The sequence below is a fragment of the Thioalkalivibrio sp. ALMg13-2 genome (assembly GCF_000381185.1).
In the GTDB taxonomy this organism is placed as follows: Bacteria; Pseudomonadota; Gammaproteobacteria; order Ectothiorhodospirales; family Ectothiorhodospiraceae; genus Thioalkalivibrio; species Thioalkalivibrio versutus.
Genome location: NZ_KB906101.1, coordinates 159,921 through 173,177 on the forward strand (window position 1 = coordinate 159,921; position 13,257 = coordinate 173,177).

At 64.8% G+C, this 13,257-nt stretch carries 14 protein-coding genes and 1 pseudogene; 11 read left to right on the forward strand and 4 right to left on the reverse strand.

Annotation, left to right across the window (positions count from 1 at the left end):
- The first annotated feature begins 80 nt into the window (after positions 1-80).
- From F618_RS0102230 to F618_RS0102240, 3 genes are all read left to right on the forward strand, one after another.
- Positions 81-1,433, forward strand: coding sequence for a heterodisulfide reductase-related iron-sulfur binding cluster (locus tag F618_RS0102230; protein ID WP_018145309.1), 1,353 nt, complete (start codon positions 81-83; stop codon positions 1,431-1,433).
- A 65-nt stretch (positions 1,434-1,498) separates the two neighbouring features.
- Entirely contained in the window at positions 1,499-1,801 is a 303-nt protein-coding gene (locus F618_RS0102235) for an encapsulin-associated ferritin-like protein (RefSeq protein ID WP_017940767.1), read from the forward strand.
- 47 nt (positions 1,802-1,848) lie between these two features.
- Positions 1,849-2,460 (forward strand): DUF3501 family protein, encoded by a 612-nt coding sequence (locus F618_RS0102240; RefSeq protein ID WP_018169074.1) that lies wholly within the window; start codon positions 1,849-1,851, stop codon positions 2,458-2,460.
- A 333-nt stretch (positions 2,461-2,793) separates the two neighbouring features.
- Here the strand turns inward: F618_RS0102240 and F618_RS16550 are convergent.
- The 4 genes and pseudogenes from F618_RS16550 to F618_RS0102255 all read right to left on the reverse strand — a co-directional run bounded on the left by F618_RS16550 (position 2,794) and on the right by F618_RS0102255 (position 7,011).
- Positions 2,794-3,052: pseudogene (locus tag F618_RS16550) on the reverse strand (hypothetical protein).
- 425 nt (positions 3,053-3,477) lie between these two features.
- Entirely contained in the window at positions 3,478-4,824 is a 1,347-nt protein-coding gene (radA, locus tag F618_RS0102245) for a DNA repair protein RadA (RefSeq protein ID WP_019567649.1), read from the reverse strand.
- Positions 4,824-6,110: an HlyC/CorC family transporter gene (locus tag F618_RS0102250; protein WP_019567650.1), complete on the reverse strand. Its 1,287-nt coding sequence runs from the start codon at positions 6,108-6,110 to the stop codon at positions 4,824-4,826. The genes radA and F618_RS0102250 overlap by 1 nt, the downstream gene beginning before the upstream one ends.
- A gap of 100 nt (positions 6,111-6,210) precedes the next feature.
- Positions 6,211-7,011, reverse strand: a complete 801-nt coding sequence (locus tag F618_RS0102255) for an inner membrane protein YpjD (RefSeq protein WP_019567651.1) — start codon at positions 7,009-7,011, stop codon at positions 6,211-6,213.
- A gap of 199 nt (positions 7,012-7,210) precedes the next feature.
- On the opposite strand from F618_RS0102255, the gene ffh reads away from it, so the two are divergent.
- The 8 genes from ffh to soxX all read left to right on the forward strand — a co-directional run bounded on the left by ffh (position 7,211) and on the right by soxX (position 13,252).
- Positions 7,211-8,599, forward strand: a complete 1,389-nt coding sequence (gene ffh / locus F618_RS0102260; RefSeq protein WP_018947985.1) for a signal recognition particle protein — start codon at positions 7,211-7,213, stop codon at positions 8,597-8,599.
- A gap of 135 nt (positions 8,600-8,734) precedes the next feature.
- On the forward strand, positions 8,735-8,998 hold the full coding sequence (rpsP, locus tag F618_RS0102265; protein ID WP_018947984.1) for a 30S ribosomal protein S16: 264 nt from the start codon (positions 8,735-8,737) through the stop codon (positions 8,996-8,998).
- Between the two features lie 37 nt (positions 8,999-9,035).
- Positions 9,036-9,545, forward strand: a complete 510-nt coding sequence (gene rimM / locus F618_RS0102270; RefSeq protein WP_019567652.1) for a ribosome maturation factor RimM — start codon at positions 9,036-9,038, stop codon at positions 9,543-9,545.
- A gap of 10 nt (positions 9,546-9,555) precedes the next feature.
- Positions 9,556-10,323, forward strand: coding sequence for a tRNA (guanosine(37)-N1)-methyltransferase TrmD (gene trmD, locus F618_RS0102275; RefSeq protein ID WP_019567653.1), 768 nt, complete (start codon positions 9,556-9,558; stop codon positions 10,321-10,323).
- A 9-nt stretch (positions 10,324-10,332) separates the two neighbouring features.
- Positions 10,333-10,689: a 50S ribosomal protein L19 gene (gene rplS / locus F618_RS0102280; protein WP_018937248.1), complete on the forward strand. Its 357-nt coding sequence runs from the start codon at positions 10,333-10,335 to the stop codon at positions 10,687-10,689.
- A gap of 23 nt (positions 10,690-10,712) precedes the next feature.
- Positions 10,713-11,279 (forward strand): methylated-DNA--[protein]-cysteine S-methyltransferase, encoded by a 567-nt coding sequence (locus F618_RS0102285; RefSeq protein WP_026331119.1) that lies wholly within the window; start codon positions 10,713-10,715, stop codon positions 11,277-11,279.
- Positions 11,280-11,721: 442 nt separating this feature from the next.
- Positions 11,722-12,531: a sulfur oxidation c-type cytochrome SoxA gene (gene soxA / locus F618_RS0102290; RefSeq protein ID WP_019567655.1), complete on the forward strand. Its 810-nt coding sequence runs from the start codon at positions 11,722-11,724 to the stop codon at positions 12,529-12,531.
- A 28-nt stretch (positions 12,532-12,559) separates the two neighbouring features.
- Entirely contained in the window at positions 12,560-13,252 is a 693-nt protein-coding gene (gene soxX / locus F618_RS0102295; protein ID WP_019567656.1) for a sulfur oxidation c-type cytochrome SoxX, read from the forward strand.
- The last annotated feature ends 5 nt before the right edge of the window (positions 13,253-13,257 follow it).

Here is a 13,257-nt window from a genome sequence, read left to right on the forward strand (position 1 = left end):
GTGGCTGAATGCAGTTCACCTCGCATGCTGTTCCGTGTTTCCCTCGAAGCATCGTACTGATACGGACACCGGAGGGATGCATGTCTGCGCCGACGCACCAACGTGAAGGAAGTCTCGAAGCCCCGACCCGTCATCCGCTGGACTGGAAGAACCCGGAGTTCTACAACGAGGAATCGCTGTTCAGCGAACTGGAACGGGTCTTTGATATCTGTCACGGCTGCCGTCGTTGCGTAAGCCTGTGCAACTCCTTCCCCACCCTGTTCGACCTGGTCGACGAATCCGAGACCCTGGAGGTCGACGGGGTCGACAAGAAGGATTACTGGCAGGTCGTCGATCACTGCTACCTGTGTGATCTGTGCTACCTGACAAAGTGCCCCTATGTGCCGCCGCACGAATGGAATGTGGACTTCCCGCACCTGATGCTTCGGGCCAAGGCCTTCCGTTTCCAGAACGAGGGCGCCAAGACCTCGCACAAGCTGATGTCCAGCACGGACATGGTCGGCAAGCTGGCGGGCATCCCGGTGGTGGCCGGCGCGGTCAATGCCGCGAACAAGAATGGCGCGGTGCGCAAGATGCTGGACAAGACCATGGGCGTGCACCCGGACGCCCCGGTCCCCGAGTACCACTCCAGCAAGGGCCGCTCGCGTGTTGCCAAGACCGCGAAGGGTGTCAGCAACCCCGAGCCGGCCGGTGCCACCCAGGGCAAGGTCGCCCTCTACGCGACCTGCTACGGCAACTACAACGAGCCGCATCTGGTCGAGGACCTGGTCAAGGTCTTCGAGCACAACGGTATCGAGGTTACCCTGGTCGAGAAGGAACAGTGCTGTGGCATGCCCAAGCTGGAGCTGGGCGACCTGAAGTCGGTAGAGGCCTCCAAGGACGCCAACATCCCGGCAATGAAGCGCATGATCGACCAGGGCTATGACATCGTGGCCCCGGTGCCGTCCTGCGTGCTGATGTTCAAGCAGGAACTGCCGCTGATGTTCCCGGACGACGCCGATGTGATCGCGGTACGCGACCGCATCTTCGACCCGTTCGAGTACCTGATGGAGCGGCACAAGGACGGCAAGCTGAATACCGATTTCCCCGAGAAGCTTGGCAAGATCGCCTACCACGCCGCCTGCCACCTGCGGGTGCAGAACATGGGTCTGAAGACCCGTGATCTGCTCAAACTGGTGCCGGAGACCGAGATCGACGTGATCGAGCGCTGCTCCGGACACGACGGCACCTACGGGGTGAAAAGCGAATTCTACGAGACGGCATCCAAGATCTGCCGTCCGGTGGTCAGCCGCGTGCAGAAGGCCGAGTCCGACCACTACTCGAGCGATTGCCCGATGGCCGGCCACATGATCGAGAACGGGCTGCAGGGCAAGGGCGAGGACAAGGCGCCCGAGCATCCGCTAACCCTTCTGCGCCAGGCGTATGGCCTGTAAGGCTGCCGGGCGGCATATCAGGACCAGCAAGGGCGTGAACGAACGCCCGCGAACGGAGAGAGCCCATGGCGAGTGACAGCTACCACGAACCGGTCGAGGAACTGAGCGACGAGTCGCGCGAGATGCATCGCGCGATCGTCTCGTTGATGGAAGAACTCGAGGCGGTGGACTGGTACCAGCAGCGCATCGACGGCTGCAAGGACGAAGAGCTCAAGGCGATCCTTGCGCACAACCGCGACGAGGAGATCGAGCACGCCGCGATGGTGCTGGAATGGATCCGTCGGCATAACCCGGTGTTCGATCACGAACTGAAAGACAACCTCTGGTCCGACAAGGACTACACGAAGACGGGGCATCACGATCACTGAGATGTGCTGATCCTGACGGACCCGTCCGGCGCGAAGGAGGTATCGAGATGAAGATGGAGGCAAGTGTGGACAAGTTGAGTCGTGAAGACCTGTATTCGCTGGAGAAATACCACGAGATGCGGCCCCAGTTCCGCGCCGAGGTGATGCAGCACAAACGCAATCGCGTCGTGCAGGTGGGCCCGGCCGTGAGCCTGCACTTCGAGGATCGCAAGACGATGCAGTACCAGATCCAGGAGATGCTGCGGGTCGAGAAGATCTTCGACGCCGAGGGCATCCAGGAAGAGCTGGATTCCTACAACCCCTTGATCCCGGACGGCTCCAACTGGAAGGCGACCATGATGGTCGAGTATCCGGACGTGGACGAGCGCAAGGTGCAGTTGTCCAAGCTGATCGGGATCGAGCGCAAGACTTATGTGCAGGTCGAAGGGCATGACAAGGTCTACCCGATCGCGAACGAGGACCTCGAGCGCGAGACGGACGACAAGACCTCGTCGGTGCACTTCCTGCGCTTCGAGTTGACACCGGAGATGGTCGCGGCGGCGAAGTCGGGTGCGGCCATTGCCATGGGTGTGGAGCACGAGAACTACAACCACCGGCTGGACGCGGTCGCCGAAGGCACCCGCGAGTCGCTGGCCGCCGATCTCGACGCCATCAACTAACGCCGCGCGCTCCCGCGCATCGCAAAGGCGCCTCCGGGCGCCTTTTTTGTGCCTCCGTGTTGCCGGCGAACAGGCTGACCGTGGCCCGAAATCCGGTGTTTACATGCCTTCGCCCAGCCGCCTGCCCTGTTGTGGCTAGGCCGGGTTCGTCATCTGGTGTTTACGGTGCGTTCGTCTGGCCGCCTGCCACGCGCTCTCTCGCGAGCGCACCGCGAGGTCCTTTCTTGCTTGTCCAAGAAAGGACCCAAAGAAGGACACCCGGATTCCGCCCGGGAACCTTGCTCCAGGGCCCTCGGGCCGGCGGCGCTGAACTCGCTGCGCCTGCGGCTCCGCTCAGACATCCAGCGCCTTCTCCCGGCCCATCACGCCCTCCGCGAGGGGCTCCATACGGGAGGAGAAGGTCAAGACAGACGGTATCCCGTAGGGTGCGGTTGAGCGCAGCGAAACGCACCGTTCCCCACGCCGCGCGAAACCCTGATGCGATTCGCTGCGCTCATCACATCCTACGCTCCCTCGGCGCCCGCTTCGCGGGCGCGGCACGCTATGGCCAAAGGCCGAGCGTGCCGAAGATGCTCGAAGACCTAGCCATCATCCACCGGCAGGAACGCTGGGATAGCCGTTGTCTTGACCTGCCTCCCCGTTGTCGTCGCGCCGAGTGGAGAGGCTTTTCGCGGGACGATTCTAAATAGACACGGGGCGCTGGATGTCTGAGCGGAGCCGAAGGCGTAGCGAGTTCAGCGCCGCCCGCGAAAAGCCTCGGAGCGAGGGAAACCCCGGCCCGCGCAGCGGGCTGGGGTCGCGGCAGTCGGGCGTGTTTCTTGGGTACTTCTTTGCACGAGCAAAGAAGTACCTCGCGGTGCGCTCGCGAGAGAGCGCCTGGCAGGCGGTGGACCGGAGCCACCGTAAACACCGGACGATGAACCATGGCCAGCCACAACAAGGCAGGCGGCCGGTCGAAAGTACGTAAACACCGAGCGATGAACCTGGCCCGACCTGGGCGCGCGGCAGGAGACGACGTTACAGGGCGTCGAGGACTTCGGAGAGGCGCGCGACGGGAATGACTTCCATCCCCTTGATCGGCTTGCGTGGGGCGTTGGCGGCCGGCGCGATGGCGCGGGTGTAGCCATGCTTGGCCGCTTCGCGCAGGCGTTCCTCGCCGTTCGGGACCGGGCGGATCTCGCCGGCCAGGCCGACCTCGCCGAACGCCAGCAGCTCCTGCGGCAGGGCGCGATCACGGAAGCTGGAGAGCGCGGCCGCCAGCATCGGCAGGTCGGCGGCAGTCTCGGTTACGCGCACGCCGCCCACCACGTTGATGAACACGTCCTGGTCGAACAGGGCCACGCCGCCGTGGCGATGCAGCACGGCCAGGAGCATGGTCAGGCGGTTCTGCTCCAGCCCTACGGTGATCCGCCGCGGCTGTGAGGCATGGCTCTCGGCGACCAGCGCCTGCACCTCGACCAGCAACGGGCGCGTGCCCTCGCGGGTAACCATGACGACGCTGCCGGGCACCGGCCCCTGGTGACGTGACAGGAAGATCGCGGACGGGTTGGAGACCGCCTTCAACCCGTTCTCCAGCATGGCGAACACGCCCAGCTCGTTCACCGCGCCGAAGCGGTTCTTCACCGCGCGCAGCATGCGGTAGCGCCCGTCCGGGTCGCCCTCGAAATAGAGCACCGTATCGACCATGTGCTCCAGCACGCGTGGCCCGGCGAGCTGGCCGTCCTTGGTCACGTGACCGACCAGGATCACGGTGATGCCGCGTTGCTTGGCCATGCGCACCAGGGCCGCGGCGCTTTCGCGCACCTGGCCGACCGAGCCGGGGGCGGACTGCAGCGCAGCGGTGTAGAGCGTCTGGATGGAGTCGATTACCAGTACGCGCGGGCGCTCGCGTTCGCAGGTGGCGATCACGTTCTCGACCTGGGTCTCGGTCAGCAGGCGCAGCCCGTCGACCTCCAGGCCCAGGCGCCGGGCGCGCATGCCGATTTGCTGGGCCGATTCCTCGCCGGTCACGTAGAGCGTGTCGCCGATGGGCAGCATGGCCAGGGTCTGCAGCAGCAGCGTGGACTTGCCGATGCCCGGGTCGCCGCCCAGCAGCACCACTGACCCGTGGACCAGGCCGCCCCCCAGGGCGCGATCCAGCTCCGATAACCCGGTGCTGGTGCGCGGTACCTCGGCCAGCTCGACCTCGCCCAGGCGGGTAATGCCGGCGACCGCGCCGGCGTACCCGCCGCGCGGGCCGGCGCTGGCCGTCGGAGCGGCCTCCTCCAGGGTGTTCCAGGCGCCGCAGTCGCCGCACTGGCCGGCCCACTTGGGGCTGATCGCGCCGCAGGACTGGCATACGTACTGGGTCTTGCTCTTTGCCATCAGGGGGCCTTCTGCGGTGGGGCTTCCGGCAGGTCGGGCGCGACCACGCGCACGGTGCGGATGGTGTTGTTCTTGATCTGGGCGATGTCCATCACCACGCCGTTGATCTTCACGCTTACGGGCGCTTCGGGGATGCTTTCCAGGTGTTCGACGATCAGGCCGCTGAGGGTCTTCGGGCCGTCCTGTGGCAGGTCCAGGCCCAGGGCCCGGTTCAGTTCACGCAGGTGAATGCCGCCGTCGACCATGACCGAGCCGTCGTCCTGACGCAGGAGGTCGTCGCTCATCGCCGGGGAGTCGGTGGTGAACTCGCCGACGATCTCCTCTAGCAGGTCCTCCAGCGTGATCAGCCCCTCGATATCGCCGTACTCGTCCACCACCAGGCCGATCCGCTTCTTCTGTTGCTGGAAGTTGATCAGCTGGCGGTTGAGCGCCGTACCTTCGGGAATGAAGTAGGGCGGGGTCAGGACCTGACGCAGGTCGTCGGGGCCGAACGTGTCACGCTCGACCAGTGGCAGGACGTCGCGGCGATGGACGAAGCCGACGATGTGGTCCAGCTCGCCCTCCACCACCGGCAGGCGGGTGAAGCTGCCGTGGATCAGTTGGTCCTCGACCTCGTTCCAGGGTTCGTTCAGGTCGATCACCACAATCTCGTTGCGCGGGATCATGATGTCCTCGACCGTGGTGCGCTCCAGATCCAGCAGGTTCAGCAGCATGCGCTGGTGGTTGGCCGGGATCAGCGCGCCGGCCTCGGAGACCACGCTGCGGAGTTCATCGGTGTTCAGTGCGGCGCGCTGGTCGGCATTCATATGGACGCCAAATAGGCGCAGCACGCCGTTCGCCATCAGGTTGATCATCCAGACCACCGGCCACATCACCTTGATCAGTCCGGAGTAGACCCAGGCGGCGGGGTAGGCGACACGTTCGCTGTGCAGCGCGGCGAGGGTCTTCGGTGCGGTCTCGGCGAAGATCAGCAGAGTCAGCGTCAGCACGCCGGTGGCGATGGCCACGCCGGTATCGCCGAACAGGCGCCAGCCGATGAAGGTGGCGATCTGCGCGATCATGATGTTGACGAAATTGTTGCCCAGCAGGATCAGTCCGATCAGTCGATCCGGTTTCTCCAGCAGCCGCGCGGCGCGTTGGGCGCCGCGATGGCCGGTTTGCGCGCGGTGGCGCATGCGATAGCGGTTCAATGCCATCAACGCTGTCTCCGAGCCGGAGAAGAACGCCGACAGCAGGAACAGCACCACCAGGGCGCCGAACAGGACGGACAGCGGGATCTCTTGCAAGGGTGCGGCCTGCGGTCAGGGGTGGGCGGACGGGCGGGGCTGCATGATCAGGATCATTTCAGGCAAGGCCCGCGGGGGTGTCAAGCCGCGGTTACCGCGTTCAGATGCGTCCGAGGATGATTTCCAGCACCAGCTTGGAGCCGAAATAGGCCAGCACCAGCACGACAAAGCCGCCGGTGGTCCAGGCCAGTGCGCGGGTGCCGCGCCAGCCGAGACGCCAGCGGCCAATCAGCAGGATGGAGAAGATCAGCCAGGCCAGGATCGACAGGGTGGTCTTGTGGACCAGGTGCTGGGCAAACAGGTTGTCCACGAACAGCAACCCGGACAGCAGGCTGAGCCCGAGGAATAGCCAGCCGATGAAGATCATCCGGAACAGCCACACCTCCATCGAGAACAGCGGGGGCAGGGCGCGCACGAAGCCCGAGGCGTGGTGGTTGTGCAGGGCCCGGTGCTGGGCGGCCATCACCGCGGCCTGCGCGGTGGAGAGGGCGAGGAAGGCCCAGCCCAGGGCGGAGAACAGGATGTGCAGATCGATCCCGGCCGAGGTGGCATAGCGCGCGTCGCCGTCGCACAGCAGGGCAGTGAGGGCCGCCAGGGCGGTCAGCGGCAGGATGACTACGCCGAGGATCGCCAGGGGGTGGCGCCAGCTCGTCAGCCACAGCAGCGCGGCCACCAGCCACAGCGAGGCCGACAGCGCATTGCCCAGGCACAGGTTGAGTCCCGTATCGGTCAGCACCATCGGCAGCAATGCGCCCAGATGGGCGAGCAGCGCGAGCCCCCACAGGGCCAGGGGCGCACGCGGCTGGCCAGGTGTCAGCGGCTGCCGGCGGGCGGTGACAACCAGGTAGCCCGCGGTGACGAGATACAGCGCGACGGCGAGGAGTCCGATGGCAATGATCATGACGCCGGATTATCGCTGCTACGCGGGCGGATTGCACATGGTGACGGCCGTTCCGGCGTCAATTCGGGTGCCCGGCTGTGATCTCTCGACCGGTTGCTCAGCGGCGGGCCTGCATCCCGGAGCGCGAGACCGGTATACTGTGCGGTCCCGTGGTCGGTGGATGTGCACCGACCGCCGCTGATTCAGACGAGGACGCGTGATGTTCGACGGCCTTTCCAGCCGCCTGCAGGAGACCATGAAGCGCCTGAAGGGTCAGGCGCGGCTCACCGAGGATAATGTCCAGGAGGCCATGCGCGAGGTGCGCATGGCGCTGCTGGAGGCCGACGTGGCCCTGCCGGTGGTGCGCGAGTTCATCAAGGACGTCAAGGAAAAGGCGCTGGGCAAGGAGGTCATCGGCAGCCTGACCCCAGGTCAGGCCCTGATCAAGGTCGTCCATGACGAACTGATCGCGACCATGGGTGGCGAGAACGCCTCGCTGAACCTCGCGCAGCAGCCGCCCGCCGTGGTGCTGGTGGCCGGCCTCCAGGGTGCCGGCAAGACCACAAGTATCGGCAAGCTCGCGCGCCTGTTGCGCGAGCGCGAGAAGAAAAAGGTCGCGGTGGTCAGCTGTGACGTCTATCGTCCGGCAGCAATCCAGCAGTTGGAGACCCTGGCCGGCCAGGTCGAAGTCACGTTCTATCCCAGTGACACGAGTCAGAAGCCCGAGGCGATTGCCAGTGATGCGGTCGCCCGCGCCCGCCGCGAGGGTATCGAGGTCCTGCTGGTGGATACCGCCGGCCGCCTGCATGTCGACGAGGACATGATGGCCGAGGTCCAGGCCCTGCATAAGGCAATCGACCCGATCGAGACCCTGTTTGTGGTCGATGCCATGACCGGGCAGGATGCGGCGAACACCGCGCGCGCCTTTGGCGAGGCCCTGCCGCTGACCGGCGTGGTGCTTACCAAGGCGGACGGCGATGCCCGCGGTGGCGCGGCGCTGTCGGTACGCCAGATCACCGGCGTGCCGATCAAGTTCATCGGCATGGGCGAGCGCCCGGATGCCCTGGAGCCGTTCCATCCCGAGCGTATCGCCTCGCGCATCCTCGGCAAGGGCGATGTGTTGTCGCTGGTCGAGGAGGCCAGTCGCCAGGTCGACCAGGATCAGGCCGAGAAGCTGACCCGCAAGCTGAAGAAGGGGCGCGGCTTCGATCTGAACGACCTGCGCGACCAGCTGGGCCAGATGCAGAAGATGGGCGGCATGAGCTCCATGCTCGAGAAGCTCCCTGGCGGCGGCAAGCTGCCGGATGCGGTGAAGAATCAGGCCAATGACAAGGAGATCGGTCGCATGATGGCGGTGATCTCGTCGATGACCGAGCGCGAGCGCCGTCACCCGGAGGTGATCAAGGGCTCGCGCAAGCGCCGTATCGCCGCCGGTTCCGGCACCCAGATACAGGATGTGAATCGCCTGCTCAAGCAACACACCCAAATGAGCAAGGCGATGAAGAAATTCTCCAAGGGCGGCGCATCGAAGATGATGCGGGCCCTGGGGAGCAAGATGGGCGGCATGGGGGGCATGGGTGGCCCCGGCGGCGGGATGCCGTTTCGCTAGTAGAAACTACCTAAAGCACGCGCGAGCGGCGGCCTGGCACACAAGGGAGACCTGAGTTCTCCCTTGTGTTGTCGGTCGAATTCGTTATAATCGCGCGTTTTCTCGAGAAAACGGACTCACGGGGTTCAACACTACATGGTTACGATTCGCCTGCTACGCCGCGGCGCCAAGAAGCGCCCATTTTATTCGATCGTGGTTACCGATTCCCGCGCTCGTCGCGATAGCGGCTACAAGGAGCAGATCGGTTTCTTCAACCCGGTGGCCCGCGGTCAGGACGAACCGCTGCGCATCGATCTGGAGCGCGTGGACCACTGGCTGGGTCACGGTGCCGGCATGTCCGAGCGTGTGAACCACCTGGTCAAGGGCTACCGCAAGCAGCAGCAGTCCGCGGCGGCCTGAGGGCGCCCGGCCGCTGTACTGACACTTGGCTGCGGTCATGAATGAGGCGGATGAGCGTATCCGCGTCGGACGTGTGTCCGGGGTCTATGGCGTCAAGGGTTGGGTCCGGGTTTTTTCCGAGACCGCGCCGCGCGCCGCGATCACCGAGTTCCCGCAGCTGTGGATGCAGCACGGGAGCGATTGGCGCCTGGTTGACGTCGAGGGCGGCCGTGGCCATGGCCACGGCGTCGTGATGAAGTTTCGCGAGGCCGCGGATCGCGATAGGGCACACCGGTTGATTGGTGCCGAACTCGCGATCGAGCGCGCCTGGTTGCCACCGGCCGAGGATGGCGCCTACTACTGGGCCGATCTGCTGGGCATGGCGGTCGAGAATCACGACGGCGCGGCGTTGGGTACCATCTCGGGTTTTATCGAGACCGGTGCCAACGACGTGCTGGTGGTCCAGGGGGATCGGGAACGCCTGATCCCCTGGGTTCGCGAACAGTACGTGCTGGACGTGGATCTGGAGGCTCGTCGCGTGCGGGTCGACTGGGACCCGGACTTCTGAAGCGGCGCGGATGCGTTTCGACGTCATCTCGCTGTTTCCGGAACTGGTCGCGGCGGTTGGCGAATCCGGAGTGACCGGGCGGGCCGTGGAGCGCGGTCAGCTGGAACTGAAATACTGGAATCCGCGTGCCTGGGGCGCCGGTCTTCACCAGGCAGTGGACGACCGGCCGTATGGCGGGGGTCCGGGCATGGTGATGCAATACGCGCCGCTGGCGTCCGCGCTGAATGCGGCGCGGGCGGATGCCGAAGCCGCGCCGCACGTGATCGCACTGACCCCGCAGGGGCGTCCGATCCGGCAGGCGATGTTGCGTGAACTGGCCGGGCGGCCACGGGTCGCCCTGGTCTGCGGACGCTACGAGGGCATCGACGAGCGCTTCATCGAGGCGGAGGTCGACGCGGAATGGTCGCTGGGCGATTTTGTGCTCTCGGGCGGCGAACTCGCGGCGATGGCAGTGATTGATGGCTGTGCCCGCCTGCTACCGGGGGTTCTGGGGCATGCGGACTCGGCCGAGCAGGACTCGTTCAGTGCGGGGCTTCTGGATTGCCCGCACTACACTCGCCCGGAGACGGTCGCCGGGCGAACCGTGCCACCGGTCCTGAAGGGGGGCGATCACGGTGCGATCCGGCGCTGGCGCCGCCGCGAGGCACTGGGCAGGACCTGGACCCGACGGCCGGACCTGTTGGCCCGGCTGGAACTCGGGGCCGAAGATGCGGCCCTGTTGGACGAATACCGTGCGAGTGGCCATACCGGCGGCTCGCGCACCGAAAGCGATGATTGAGGTCGAGCAATGAATAACGTCATTCAGGAACTGGAAGCCGAGCAGATGAAGTCGGATGTGCCCGCCTTCGGGCCCGGCGATACCTTGGTGGTGCAGGTCAAGGTCCGCGAAGGCGACCGCGAGCGTCTGCAGGCCTTCGAGGGCGCGGTGATCGCCGTGCGCAATCGCGGCCTCAACTCCGCCTTCACCCTGCGCAAGGTCTCTTACGGCAACGGTGTGGAGCGAACCTTCCAGACCCACAGCCCGCAGATCGCCGAGATCAAGGTGAAGCGCCGCGGCAAGGTGCGTCGCGCCAAGCTGTACTACCTGCGCGACCGGACCGGCAAGGCCGCCCGTATCAAGGAAGACGTCAAGGCCGCGAAATAACGCGACCGGACGGGGCGCGGCGCATGGCCGGGCCCCTGTCACCCCTGGCATTTCGCTATTCGATGTCGGCAGGTCCAATGACCCGCAGCCAGCGCTGCCTCCTCCCCGGAGTCGCGCTGGCTTTTGTGTGGCTGGAATCTGCCGATGGCGAAATCCTGGCCTGCGACTGGAAGGATCCGGACGATCCCCAGGATCTGGCGCCGTTAGTGGATATCCCGAGCGCGGATCTCCAGGCGCCGCGCTTTGACCCGGAACAATACGGCCGTGACGCCACGGCCTGGCGCCCGACATCGGCCGTACCACCCGGCAGCGCCCATGCGCGTCGGGTGTGGGCCGCCTTGTCGGAGATCCCGGTAGGCGAGGTGCGCACCTACTCCGAGATCGCGACCCGCGTGGGTTCTGCGCCCCGTGCCGTGGGGCAGGCCTGCCGTGCCAACCCCTGGCCCTTGTTCATTCCCTGTCACCGCGTGGTGTCCGCGCGTTTTCGCACCTCCAGCGATGTCGGCGGTTACGCCGGTGATCAGGTCGGCGAGCTGGCACAGGTTAAGCGCCTGTTGCTGTTCCATGAGGGTGTTCTGGGTCGCGATTGACCCCGCCGCGGCTTGTTCGAAACTCACCGGTCCATGCCCGTGCTCGCACTGGATTTGAGTCTATTTCCCTTTATTCGCCCGGTATTCCGTGGAAGCTGCGTTAGCCCGTCATGCTCGGGCTGGCCACGCCCCCGGGTATTCACCCGCGACATCAAATGTTTGTCGGCCAGGCCGCGCCTGAACGGCGCCTGAAAAAAATTCCGGAAAGGCGGGAATAATAAAGGGGTAATCATCGTCTGCCCCACGGTGTTGATGCCCAAGAACCGTTGTAAAACAGACTGTTAGGAAACGCTAATATAGTCTTTTGTGTTGACAGCACGGACTCGGGTTCAGCACTCTGCTACACAGGTCCGGGCCAGATCAGTCCCGGGCTCAATCGAAAAAAACCCGTGTGATGGAGGTTTCCATGTTCAAGAAAGCATTGCTTGCGTTGCCCGTAGCAATGGCTGTTGGGGCTGCGGCTCAGGCCGGCGAATGGCAAGACCCCAATGATGTCCTGCAGAACCTGCTGCAGAACAACCCCGATTCCGCTTATCTGCATCAGAGTGAAATGAACATCATGATGATGCCGGACAACCCGGCCCTGTGGCTGGTCGAGGAAGGCGAGGACCTGTTCTACGCCCAGCGCGGCCCGAACAACGTCTCGCTGGAAGGCTGCGACTTCGGCAAGGGGCCGGGCGAGCTGGACGGCGCCTACGTCGAACTGCCGCGTTACTTCGAAGACACCGACAAGGTGATGGACTTCGAACAGCGCCTGGTGCACTGCATGAAGGAACTGCAGGGCTTCACCAGCGACGATGCCGCCGTCGGCCAGCGCCACGGCAACGGCTCCGACATCATGAAGCTGACCACCTATATTGCCCACCAGTCCTCCGGTATGGCCTGGAATCCGCCGCTGGATCACCCGCAGGAACAGGCCATGCGTGATGCGGGCGAGAAGCTGTTCTTCCGCCGCGGTGGTGCGATGGACTTCAACTGCGCCAGCTGCCATGGCGATTCCGGCAAGCAGATCCGTGCCTCCGTGTTGCCTGAAATGCGCAACGGTCAGGAATGGACCAAGGCTGTTTCCTGGCCCGCCCACCGCGCCGGCCACGACAACGTGCGTAGCCAGAACCACCGCATCCGTGGTTGCGTGTGGCAGATGCGTCACGCAGGTATCAAGCACGATACCCCGGTCAACACTGCCCTGATCTCGTTCTGGAACGATGCAGCGCGTGGCGAACCGGCCATCCTGCCTGATCTGAAGCGGTAATCTACGGACGCAATAGGAGACACCAAGTATGTTTAAAAAGAATGCTGTTGCGGCCGGCATGGCCGCGTTCGCATCCGTCGCCCTCGCCGCTGGTTGCGCCGTTGCCGATGGAAGCAAGGATTCGGCTGTCGACATCACCGCGATGAGCGCGGACGAGCTGGCCGAGCATCTCATCTTCGAAACGGACAGCTTCCGTGACCAGGAGATGCAGGAAGGCGGTACCTGGCGTGATCGCATGACCCAGGACGAGCTGCAGAAGGCCTGCTCCATGGAAGGCGACCCGGATGGCGAAACCGCCGGCCGAGTCGTGGCCATGGCGCGTGCCGGCTACGAACGTCCGGAAGGCGGCGTGGAGCTGGGTGACTGGCGCAAGGGTGCCGAACTGGCGAATTCCGGTTTCGGCTATCGCCAGGGTCATAACACCGACGATCACGGGCAGCGTGAGCAGGGTGGCAACTGCTACAACTGTCACGTGTTCGACCCGCGGGTTTCCGAGCAGGGGACCATCGGCCCGAGCCTGCAGAACTACGGTGCCAACCGTGGTACCAGCGAAGCGGTGCTGAACTACGTGCACGAGGTGATTTCCAATCCTCACCAGTACTTCCCGTGCACCGAGATGCCGCGGTTCAACTCTGACCGTCACCAGCTCCTGAGCGACGAGCAGATCAGCCATCTCATGGCGTATCTGCTGGATCCGGAGTCGCCGGTCAACAACCAGTAAGCCAC

Coding starts and splice junctions, on each gene's coding strand:
- F618_RS0102285 (WP_026331119.1), top strand. CDS start 10,713: ATGGCCGGGCCCCTGTCACCCCTGGCATTTCGCTATTCGATGTCGGCA.
- rimM (WP_019567652.1), top strand. CDS start 9,036: ATGAATGAGGCGGATGAGCGTATCCGCGTCGGACGTGTGTCCGGGGTC.
- F618_RS0102235 (WP_017940767.1), top strand. CDS start 1,499: ATGGCGAGTGACAGCTACCACGAACCGGTCGAGGAACTGAGCGACGAG.
- F618_RS0102240 (WP_018169074.1), top strand. CDS start 1,849: ATGAAGATGGAGGCAAGTGTGGACAAGTTGAGTCGTGAAGACCTGTAT.
- radA (WP_019567649.1), bottom strand. CDS start 4,824: ATGGCAAAGAGCAAGACCCAGTACGTATGCCAGTCCTGCGGCGCGATC.
- rplS (WP_018937248.1), top strand. CDS start 10,333: ATGAATAACGTCATTCAGGAACTGGAAGCCGAGCAGATGAAGTCGGAT.
- ffh (WP_018947985.1), top strand. CDS start 7,211: ATGTTCGACGGCCTTTCCAGCCGCCTGCAGGAGACCATGAAGCGCCTG.
- F618_RS0102255 (WP_019567651.1), bottom strand. CDS start 7,011: ATGATCATTGCCATCGGACTCCTCGCCGTCGCGCTGTATCTCGTCACC.
- soxX (WP_019567656.1), top strand. CDS start 12,560: ATGTTTAAAAAGAATGCTGTTGCGGCCGGCATGGCCGCGTTCGCATCC.
- soxA (WP_019567655.1), top strand. CDS start 11,722: ATGGCTGTTGGGGCTGCGGCTCAGGCCGGCGAATGGCAAGACCCCAAT.
- F618_RS0102230 (WP_018145309.1), top strand. CDS start 81: ATGTCTGCGCCGACGCACCAACGTGAAGGAAGTCTCGAAGCCCCGACC.
- trmD (WP_019567653.1), top strand. CDS start 9,556: ATGCGTTTCGACGTCATCTCGCTGTTTCCGGAACTGGTCGCGGCGGTT.
- rpsP (WP_018947984.1), top strand. CDS start 8,735: ATGGTTACGATTCGCCTGCTACGCCGCGGCGCCAAGAAGCGCCCATTT.